The sequence below is a fragment of the Bacillus sp. CD3-5 genome (assembly GCF_006349665.1).
Lineage (GTDB): Bacteria > Bacillota > Bacilli > Bacillales > Bacillaceae_G > Bacillus_A > Bacillus_A paranthracis.
Map to the genome: position 1 here is coordinate 86696 of NZ_VEPX01000016.1, position 11029 is coordinate 97724.

Below are 11029 nucleotides of genomic sequence, written 5' to 3' on the forward strand. Positions count from 1 at the left end.
CCCTATGGGGATGGCATCTTTTATTGTTTGATATCATTTTAAGACCTAATATTGGAGAAGTAATCAATTACGAATTCACGGAATTTCTGAGCAGTTTTCGATAAGTAACGTTTTTTTGACCAGCTTAACCCAATCGTTCGCTCACAATTTGGTTCAATAATACGTAACTTATTTAATGCTAAAGTAGAGTTTTTTAATAAAGTTAAACTTGGGACAAAGGCGATGCCGAGGCCTTGCTTAATCAGGTCGCTAATCACGGTTGGTTCATCTACTTCAAAAGCAATATGTGGAGTGAAGCCAGCTTCTTTACAAAATTCATCTGTTAAGTGCCGAAATCCGTAACCAGTGTTCATACTAATGAACGGTTCGTCTTTTACTTCATGCAAATATACACTTTCACGTTCTGATAAACGGTGCCCTGAAGGGACGACTAAGAAAATTTCTTCTGTAATAAGTGGTTCCCAAATAATCTCTTCGCCTTCAATTGGCACAGAAGAAATGCAAAAGTCAATTTCTATATTATCTAGTTGTCGTTTCATAGAAGGAGTAGATGCGAGAAATTGTTGGAATCGAACGTTAGGATGTTCTAGTAAAAAAGAACCGAGTAGTTCTGGTAATATTCTTGGAATAGAAACGGCCAGTGTAATAGAGCTTTGTTGTAAGTCAGCTAAATCTTTAATTTCTCGTTCGCCTTCACTTAATTCATGAAAAATGCGCTCTACTCGTTTTAAAAATACTTTCCCGAAAGAGTTTAATGTAATTTGTCGACCTTGGCGGTCAAATAACGGGACGCCTAAGTCTTTTTCTAGTCTAGCGATTGTTTTGCTGAGCGAAGGCTGTGCGATATGCAATTCTTCAGCGGCTTTTGTCATATGCTCTAATCGTGCAACTGTTTGAAAGTATTTTAGTTGAAGAAGTTCCATTTTGATTCTCCTTTCTATAGACCAAAAGGAATGGATTGATAATTAAAGATGTATTATACAGTATGGAAATGGACGTGTATAGTAAATCTGTTAAACCATTCTAATGGTGTGAAATTCGGAGAAGGAGTATGTTTCATGAAAGGAATTCAACTTGTATTTAAAGATTGGAAAGCGATGTGGCACCATAAACATGGGCGTATCGCTTTAATTTTTTTGTTAATCGTTCCTTTAATTTATTCAGGGTTCTTTTTAGCTGGATATTGGGATCCATACGGAAAATTAGATAAATTACCTGTTGCGATTGTAAATTTAGATAAAGGTGCTGCAATGGATGAGAAAACAATTCATGCAGGAGACGATTTTGTAAAAAATTTAAAAGAGAATAAGGAACTGGCTTTTCATTTTGTATCAGAAAAAAATGCTGAGGAAGGGCTAAAAGAAGATAAGTACTATATGGTTGTTACGATTCCAGCCGATTTCTCTAAAAAGATAAGTACACTTATGAATGAGAAACCAGAACCAGCACAATTGCAGTACAAAGTAAATCCGGGTAAAAACTTTGTAGCAGCGCAAATTGGAACGACAGCTGTTGAAAATATGAAAACAAAAATTTCAAATAGTATTACGAAATCTTATACAGAAGGTGTCTTTTCAAAGTTTCAAGACTTAGCACAAGGGTTGCGTGATGCAAGTGATGGTGCTGGAAAGTTACATGAAGGAACGACAGATGCAAAAAATGGGGCAAATCAGCTTGCAGATGGTATTCATCGTTTAAGTGACGGGACATCAAAAATGAAAGAGGGAAGTGAAAAACTTGCTTCTAGCCAATCAGCTCTAACTGGCGGAGCCAATGAGCTCAGTCAAGGAGCAACCTCACTTCATACCGGTATGGAGTTACTAGCACAAGGTGAAAAAACTTTACAATCAGGGGTTAGTGAATTAAGTGCTGGTACAAATGAATGGGTGAACGGAAGTGAGAAACTTGCTGAAGGGCAAGTGAAAGCGGACAATGCAGCAAATAGTGTAAAACAACAATTAGAAGAGTACGTGAAAAGTCATCCAGAGGTGCAGCAAGACCCTGCTTTTCAAAAGATTATCGCTACTTCTAATGGATTAGCTCAAGCAACAAACATTTTAAATAATAGTCAGAAACAATTGACACAAGGTGCACAGAAGCTTGCAGATGGTCAGCATAAGGTTGAAGAAGGTATGAATACATTCGGAGTTAAGTTAAATGAAGCTACTGCTGGAACGAAAAAGATAGCAGATGGTGCTACAAATTTAGCTAGTGGATTTACGAAATGGGGAACTGGATTTACATCATTACAAGAAGGTGTAAATCAACTTGCGAGCGGGGGAACAGAGCTGAATCATGGTGCTGATCAGTTAACGAACGGACTTGTTAAACTTGACGATGGTGCGAAAGAACTTTCTACGAAATTAGGAGAGGGCGCAGAGAAGATAGCGGATGTTCGCAATGATGATGCACGCAATACGATGTTCTCAGAGCCAGTTCAATTAGTGAAGTCAACAGTTTCTGACGTGCCTAATTACGGTTCAGGTATTGCACCATATTTCTTATCGCTTGCATTTTATGTTGGCGGAATTATGGCATCAAATATTTTACCGCTTGGCCGTAGACAAAATATGAAAGTAAGCGGAACGGTACATTTTATTAATAAATTAGGGTTAGTATATGTAATTGGACTTATTCAAGCACTACTTGTGGATGTGGTTGTGCTAGGAGTTATGAAATTAGAAGTTGCAAGTGTGCCACTCTTTGTTTTATCAAGTATCGTTATTTCCTTTACGTTCATGACGTTTATTCTTATGTTAGTAACGGTATTTGGTCTTGTTGGAAAGTTCTTAGCGGTAACGCTTCTCGTCTTGCAATTAGCGACGAGCGGTGGGACTTTCCCAGGAGAATTAAATATAGCTGTTCTTAGCAAGATTGGACAATTTCTCCCAATGTCCCATTCTCTTAGAGGATTGCAAGATGTGATTTCTTTAGGAGATTGGTCGCAATTACAAATGCAAATTTTAATATTGTTATGCTATCTCGTTGTTGCTGGTGGAATTGCTTGGATTACGAGCCATATACAACATAGGGAAACGAATGTAGAAAAAGTTTCTTAAAATAAAAAGAAGTTATCCGATTTTTTTTGGATGGCTTCTTTTTACTTTTCTTGTAGCAAAAAGCACATTGTTTTATTTTTTTATACATCAGTTCCTATATAAGAGAAGAGATGTATGGTGAGATTAATTAATTTGTTTTTCTATATATGTGCGCTTTAAGTATTTTGAATATTCTAAAATTGGAGTATGCCAATTGTTAGAATATTATGGAAAAGTTTTTTTGAAATAAATATAATGAACGTACAATTTAAAAATTGGCATTGTTTTACATGATAGGAAAGGTATCCAAATGTTTTTAAGGTAGGAAAAGGAGACATACATAGTTTATATGTTGGTTTGTTGGGACTTTTTACTGGATGATCATTCAGTAAATTTTCTTATACATATAAGGATGAAGCGTTCCTTTGGAAATTACCGATACTCACTCTTAATGATGTAAATTCATTTTCCTTTTCGAAATGGAAAGTACAATGCAAATGCCGTAGTAATAAGTCAAGAAGTCTGGGGAGGAGTGGGATATCGTATATGAACATATGGAGGCGAAAAAAGAAGCTAAGAAGACAAAAATCCTTTTTAGTACTGTTGATGCTTTTATTAGTGTTCGCGGATATACCTATCAGTTTTATTGACAACATGACGATGCATGCGGAGACAGATTCTGTAACAGAACAATCGAAAGGTACAGAAGCAGATTCTAAAGCAGAACAACCAAAAGATATAGAAATAAGTTCTGCAAAAGAGCAATCTAATCCAGAAACTGTTAAAGATTTTGATTCGGGTCGACCTTATGGGAAGGATGCTCCTGTAGCGGTTGAAGAGAAACGAATGGGGACATCTTCCTGGATAAAGGATGTTGCACCAGCAAGTTTGGTGGATAATACATGTGTTCAGCAAAATAGAGTGATACTTAAAAATGGTGGATTTGAAAAGCCAAAGGTAACGAAAGACTACTTTATTGATCAAGATAAAGTAGAGGGCTGGAGAACGACAGATCGTTATAAAGTAATAGAGATTTGGAGAACGAGAGATAGAATACCTTTGCCTTCACCAATTCCGGCAGAAGGAGAGCAATTTGCAGAACTAAATGCAAGGGAACCTGGAATGTTATATCAAGATGTGAAAACGACTCCAGGGCAAACGATTTATTGGCGATTAGCTCATAGGGGAAGAGAGGGAAAAGACACGATGCGAGTTCGTATCGGATCAGCAAGTGCGAATCTTACCTCCTTACCTACTATTCAAACGATGGAAGATGATAATAAAGCGTGGGGTCGTTATAGCGGGACTTATACAGTTCCCGCAGGACAAACGTTAACTCGATTTGGTTTTGAGGCTGTAAAAACATACGGAAACGCTCTATCAGTAGGGAATTTCCTAGATGATATTTTCCTAGGAACTGAACCTTGTGTTACGGCAACAAAATCTGTAAGCCCAGAAGGAAAAGTGTATGCAGGAGATGAGTTGGCGTATACAGTGAACGTTAAAAATCACGGGGGAGATGTTGCCGGTGAAACAATGTTCACCGACATGATTCCAGAAGGAACAGAATATGTACCTGGTTCTATAAAAGTACAAGCTAATGGAACCGAAACAGCTATAACAGATGCAGAAGATAATGACGCAGGCTTTTATAAAGATAAAAAAGTTACTGTTAAATTAGGAGACGTCCAAAATACGGAAGAAGATCCAAATGGAATTACCGTTCAATTTAAAGTAAAGGCTTTAGCAAGTTATATTGGAAAGCAAGTTACGAATAAGGCAAGAATAGATTATGGCAACTTGTTGAAGGGATCAAAAGAATATACCAACTCCAATGAAGTTGTAAACGAGGTTATTGCAAGAAACCCTGAAATAGAGTCGGTTAAAGAAGTGAAAAATGTACAAGGTAAGAGTAGGTATGAGGTCGGAGATACAATTGAATACACAGTTAAAATGCGTAACAAAATTGAGAATAGCATCGCGAAAAAGATTGTAATAGAAGATCCATTACCAAACGGAGTAGATTATGTACCAGGAACGATTAAGGTAGATGGAAAAGCGGTGACGGATGCTATAGATCAAGATAGCGGCCACTATACGATAGGTAAAGTGATTGGGAATTTAGGTGATATTACAGATACAGGATGGCATACGGTCACCTTCCAAGCGAAAGTAAAATCGGATCAGTTAGATAAGACGATTCGTAACATAGGAAAAATAACAGGTGAGAATATTGCACCGCAAGAACCAGAGAAATCTATTGTAATAGAACCGAAAGATCCGAAGTTAGAAACGGTCAAAGAAGCGAAGAATTTACAGTCAGGTAAGAGCGTATATGAAGCCGGAGATACGATTGAATATACAGTAAAGATGCGTAATAACATGGCGAGTAGCATGATAAAAAACGCTATCATTGAGGATCCGTTACCAGAAGGTGTGGAATATGTACCAGGAACAATTCGGGTCGATGGCAAGGTGGTAACAGATGCCGAAGATACTGACAGCGGTCATTATAAGGCTGGAAAAGTAATAGGGAAACTCGGAGACATTCGAGATACAGATTGGCATACAGTCGTGTTCCATGTGAAAGTGAAAACGGACCAAGCAGGGAAAGAAATCATAAATAAAGCTAAGGTAACAGGAGAAAAAATTACACCGCAGGAACCTGAAAAACTAGTGAAAGTAGATTATAAGAATCCGAAAGTAGAATCAGTGAAAGAAGTAAAGAACTTACAACAAGGTAAGAAGTATGAAGTAAAAGATACGATTGAATATACGATTAAGGTTCGTAATACAGTCAAAGATAGCATCATAAAAAATTCTTTAGTAGAAGACGAATTGCCAGAAGGTGTGGAATATGTACCAGGATCAATTCGGGTGGATGGCAATATAGTAACGGATGCCGAAGATACTGACATTGGTCATTATAAGGCTGGAAAAGTAATAGGGAAACTCGGAGACATTCAAGATACAGAATGGCATACAATCGTATTTCAAGTGAAGATAAAAGATGGTTATGAAGATAAAAAAATACTGAACGTAGGTACGGTAAAAGGAGATAATATTTCTCCACAAAAACCATCAGTAGAAATAGCAGTGGAACCTCCTCCGTCAGGGAAGATTGAAATTGAAAAAGTAGATGCAAAGGATCATACGTTGAAACTGAAAAATGCAGAGTTTCAAATTATTGATAAAGATGGCAAGGTAGTTGGAACTTTAATAACCGATGAAAACGGGAAAGCAATTTCTGAACCGCTAGTATTCGGTAAATATGAAATGAAAGAAATAAAAGCACCGACAGGTTACATGATCTTGAAGGAATCAATTCATGTAGAACTTACATCACCTTTGCAAAAGTTGAAAGTAGAGAATAACAAGAGTGAATGGGTCATTCCGAATACAGGAGGAGTTGGAACAAACCTCATTTACTTATTTAGCACATTACTCATTGTGTTAACGCTACTTCTCTATTTCCGAAAAGGGGACAGTAATTTATAAAATATAAAGGGGGCAATACGAGTATGAAAAAGGTATTTAGTATGGTTTTAGCATTTATATTAATGTTTTCAACGCTGCCAAGTGCATTTGCAGCAAACGAGGTTAAAACGAAGGGATCTTTAACAATTCACAAGTATGCGCATGAAAAAGATGGGCAAAAAGGTGAAGAAGGAACTGGTGAACCTGGCCAGAAAGTTCCTGAAGGGGCAACACCTATAAAAGGAGTAAAGTATGAAGTTGTAAAAATTGCAACTTTTAAAGTGATTGAAAGAAATGGAGAAATTGTAAAAGAAGCTATTGAGAAAGTTGACAATGCAACGCCTATTAGCGACGTAACAGGTGAAGATGGTACAGTAACTTTTAAGGACCTTCCAATCGGCCGTTACTTAGTGAAAGAAGTTAGTGGTCCAGATAACGTAAATATAAATACAGAGCCATATACAATTGACATTCCAATGACTGATAAAGAAGGTAAAAAGTTAAACTATGATGTTCATATTTACCCGAAAAATGAAATCAAGCGTGGAGCAGTAGAATTAACGAAAGTAGACGATGCAGGCAAGCCATTAAAGGATGTAGAGTTCACGCTATATCATAAAGGGACTGACAAAGTAGTGGTAGATAAAGCAGGAAAAGAATTAAAGGGTTTAAAGACAGATGCGGAAGGTAAAATCCGTGTAGATGGCTTATTGTATGGTGAATATTACTTCAAAGAGTCAAAAGCGCTAGAAGGATATGTTTTAGATCCTAAAAAGTATGAATTCAAAGTTGAAAAATCAGGTGCATTCCCGAAAGGTGGTCAAGCAGGCTATGGGGAAATTGTAAAACTAGATAAAATTACAAACTATAAAAAACCGACAATTGATAAGAAGATTAATGGAAATTCAAATAGCTTACCAATTAACGTAGGTGAAGAATTCGCATATGACATTAAAACTACATTACCAGGTGATATTCATACGTACAAGAAATACGTAATAACAGATAATGTTGATCCGAGATTAACAATTATCGGTACGCCAGTTGTTACAATTGATGGTGAAAAAGTATCTTCTGATGTAGTAAAGGTAACATTAGGTGAAAAGACTCCAGCAGGTCAGTTAGTGACAGTTACTGTAGAGAATTTTGAAGCTTTAAAAGGTAAGAAAGAACTACATTTGCAAATTAGGGCGAAAGTAAATGCAGATATTAAAGGCGGCGACAAAATCGAGAATAAAGCGACTATTGACTATGAAACTGGCGATAAAGTAACACCAGAACCAGATGATAAAACGACAACGCCTCCGGTAACAGTTGTAGTAACATCAGGTGGAATCACATTGAAGAAAATCGACGGTGAAACGAAAGAAGCATTACAAGGTGCGAAATTTAAGCTGCAAGATAAAGATGGAAACATTGTAAAAGTAAATGGTGTAGATGTAGTTGGCGAATCTGATAAAGATGGTATGATTCGTTGGGGCGAAATTCCTTACGGTGAGTATGAAATCGTCGAAATTGAAGCACCAACTTATAAGAACGATAAAGGTGAAGTGAAATCTTATCAAAAATTAAGAGAGCCAATTAAAGTTAAGATTGATAAGGATAACCAAACGGTGAAATTAACTGTAGAAAATAATAAGAGTGGCTGGATTCTTCCTGCAACAGGTGGAATTGGGACAATTCTTTTCACAGTAGTTGGCCTTATATTAATGGGCGCAGCGTTTATGTTCTTAAGAAGAAAAGCTTAATAAGCGTACGAGTATAGGGAGAAAAGAGGGAGAAAGAACATCTTCCTCTTTTCGTTATTTACTGCCCGATAAATAGCGAGATAAATGGAACTACATATGCATAATAAAGGGGTATATTATGAAACGTAATATTATTTTTGGATGCATCTTTTTAGTAGGACTTAGTATTTTTTTATACCCGACGGTGAGTAATTGGTTAGCGACAAGAGCGCATTATTCTGAAGTAAGTACATATGACAAAAAGGTGAAAGAGCTGCAAAGGGAAGAAATTAAACGTAAAGAAAAAGAAGCGAAAGAGTACAATGAGAAACTACAAAAGGAGCGACAGACCGTTACAGATCCTTTTAGCTCAGATGGAAGTGGAAATTCTAGCTCTTATGTAGATATGCTGAATGTAGGAGAAGTAATGGGTTATGTAGAAATTCCTAAAATTAATGTAAAGCTTCCTATATATCATGGAACGTCTGAGGATGTTTTAAATAGAGGGGTCGGTCATATAGAGAATTCTTCTTTACCAGTTGGGGGAGATGGAACACATTCTATTTTGACTGGACATAGGGGGTTGCCATCTGCTGTACTATTTACAGATTTAGATAAATTAAAAGAGGAGGATATTTTTTACATTCATTCTTTAGATAAAGTATTAGCATATAAGGTAGATCAAATTAAAGTAGTGCTACCAGAAGAAACGGATGATTTAACAGTTGCTGAAAATCAAGATTATGTGACGCTCATTACATGTACGCCATATGGTGTAAACACGCATAGGTTGCTCGTTCGAGGACACCGCGTTCCTTATGATCAAAAGGAAAAAGAAGAGATTAAGGAAGTTGTTGGAGTAGATAAACGAATGATAGGAGCAGGTGCTATCATTGTAGGTGCATTTCTAATTGCTTTATATAGAAGAACGAAGCGTAAAACTATAGAGAAAATATAAAATGGTTCTCCTTTCAATGTATATGTATGAAAGGAGAACCATTTTTTGGCCTATTATTTGCGTTCCATTACCGCAAAGTAATTGTTTTCATTATCAGCAAAGTTAAAGGCTCTACCAGTAGGTAAATCTACAACTTGTCCAACGGTAACGTTTTTCTCAGAAAGATCTTTATATAGTTGATCTAAGTTGTTAGAGAAGAACATAAGTGAAGGAGTACCTAAGTTTAATTCAGGTTGCATCTTTGCAATTAACTCTTTATCGTGAAGGACGATGCTTGTTCCTGCTTCTTTTGACGGTGCAATTTCAATCCAGCGAAAACCTTGTCCATTATTTTCTTCCGCAATAATTTGGAATCCTACTGTCTCAGTCCAAAATTGCATGGCTTCATCTTGATTATTTACATATAACATAATTTGTCCAATTTGATTAATCATAGGTGTGTCCTACTTTCTTTTCTTGTATGGAATTCTATTATATCAAAGATATGGTTTGCATACCTTTTCGTGATTTTTTCGAAGTACAATCTTAGCCCATTTCATATTTGCCCTAGGAGAAGGTCCTGTAATCCATGTATGAAATGGTAGTGTACTGCATATGACCATTGTTGAAATCGAGATTATGGCTGTTATTGTAAATAATAATAAGCTATACAATATTGTGTTTTCTTGCAGTGTGAATAAAGAAAGAAACTTTGTACATAGTTGCAAGAAGAAAAAGTGAGCTAAATAAGCACCATACGTGTAATTCCCGATAAATCGCAAAGCTTTATATAAGAAACCGCGTCTCTGTACGATTGTAATAGAAAGCACGTAAAGTATAATAATTTCGCATACGATATATAAAAACATAGACGGTTTTAAATAAGTCGAAACGGTTAAATGAATAGAGTTTGCTCCGTAAAAACTAAATAACTCATAATTGATGAATAAAAATAAGATGAAAAATAATATTGTGATAAGCGGGATATGTTTTATGACAAATGTACGCCACGCTTTTAGTGCGACAGCAGCGATTCCTCCCATGACGAAATAGAATGAGTAGAAGAAGAAGGAACGGTCTGTATAATGTAAAATGGTTGAGCTAGTCAATTTCTCTCCATTAAAAATGTAGTGTGAAGAATACCACATTAAGAGGAAATATAGGCAAGCAAAGACGGTCATATATTTATATATGTCTTTTTTATTTTCTGTTCGTTTTTGAAACCAATAAAATAGTGTGCACAGCAAAGGGAACAGTAGGTGAATTTGAAACATCATAATCACATACCAAAGATGGGGTGCGGCTGTTCCGAGTAATAAACTTTTTATTCCGCCTTGTAATGTGATCATATCGTTTGTTGTTAATAAGTAAAGAATAGACCAGAAGAGATAAGGAATGAGTAAATGTGCGGCTTTTTCAGAAATATATTCTTTGTATACTAATTGCTTTGTATAGTGACGAATTAAGTGGAAGCCCACGATAAATATGAATGCAGGTGCTGAAAATTTTGCAAGGTTAAATAGCATGCCCATAATGAGGGATTGCTCAAGTAAGACATTTCCTTGATTCATTGTATATAATAAGGAACTTTGCAAAACGACAGCAAGAAATGCAATGCTTTGCAGAACTTTAAATTCAGGTGCGCTTTGAGTCATTAGGTCCATCTCCTTTTCCATACATGATTATAGTACGGAGAATGGATAATGGGTGTGGAATATTTGTGAAGATTTTAACAAATTTGTGGCGGAATAGATTATATCGACGATTTTTCGGATATATCGATGATGTATAAAAGTATGTGTAAACATTTTTAGGCAAAAAATAAGGCAAAGTACCCCCTAGGTTTATCC

The 11029-nt window shown here is 36.3% G+C and carries 7 protein-coding genes; 4 read left to right on the plus strand and 3 right to left on the minus strand.

The window, feature by feature from the left end; all coding sequences use genetic code 11:
* Nucleotides 1-38: 38 nt before the first annotated feature.
* Nucleotides 39-923: a LysR family transcriptional regulator gene (locus tag FH036_RS23450; RefSeq protein WP_138320720.1), complete on the minus strand. Its 885-nt coding sequence runs from the start codon at nucleotides 921-923 to the stop codon at nucleotides 39-41.
* A gap of 135 nt (nucleotides 924-1058) precedes the next feature.
* On the opposite strand from FH036_RS23450, the gene FH036_RS23455 reads away from it, so the two are divergent.
* The 4 genes from FH036_RS23455 to FH036_RS23475 all read left to right on the plus strand — a co-directional run bounded on the left by FH036_RS23455 (nucleotide 1059) and on the right by FH036_RS23475 (nucleotide 9200).
* Entirely contained in the window at nucleotides 1059-3059 is a 2001-nt protein-coding gene (locus FH036_RS23455; protein WP_044792010.1) for a YhgE/Pip domain-containing protein, read from the plus strand.
* A gap of 525 nt (nucleotides 3060-3584) precedes the next feature.
* A complete protein-coding gene (locus tag FH036_RS23465; RefSeq protein ID WP_138320722.1) occupies nucleotides 3585-6536 on the plus strand; it encodes an isopeptide-forming domain-containing fimbrial protein in 2952 nt (983 codons plus the stop codon).
* A 23-nt stretch (nucleotides 6537-6559) separates the two neighbouring features.
* Nucleotides 6560-8263, plus strand: a complete 1704-nt coding sequence (locus tag FH036_RS23470; protein WP_139896291.1) for a SpaH/EbpB family LPXTG-anchored major pilin — start codon at nucleotides 6560-6562, stop codon at nucleotides 8261-8263.
* A 118-nt stretch (nucleotides 8264-8381) separates the two neighbouring features.
* Nucleotides 8382-9200, plus strand: a complete 819-nt coding sequence (locus FH036_RS23475) for a class C sortase (protein WP_139896292.1) — start codon at nucleotides 8382-8384, stop codon at nucleotides 9198-9200.
* Nucleotides 9201-9253: 53 nt separating this feature from the next.
* Here FH036_RS23475 and FH036_RS23480 read toward each other — a convergent pair whose 3' ends face one another.
* Together FH036_RS23480 and FH036_RS23485 are read right to left on the minus strand one after the other, a co-directional pair.
* Entirely contained in the window at nucleotides 9254-9634 is a 381-nt protein-coding gene (locus FH036_RS23480; RefSeq protein WP_000609839.1) for a VOC family protein, read from the minus strand.
* Between the two features lie 42 nt (nucleotides 9635-9676).
* A complete protein-coding gene (locus tag FH036_RS23485) occupies nucleotides 9677-10834 on the minus strand; it encodes an acyltransferase (protein ID WP_139896293.1) in 1158 nt (385 codons plus the stop codon).
* Nucleotides 10835-11029: the final 195 nt, after the last annotated feature.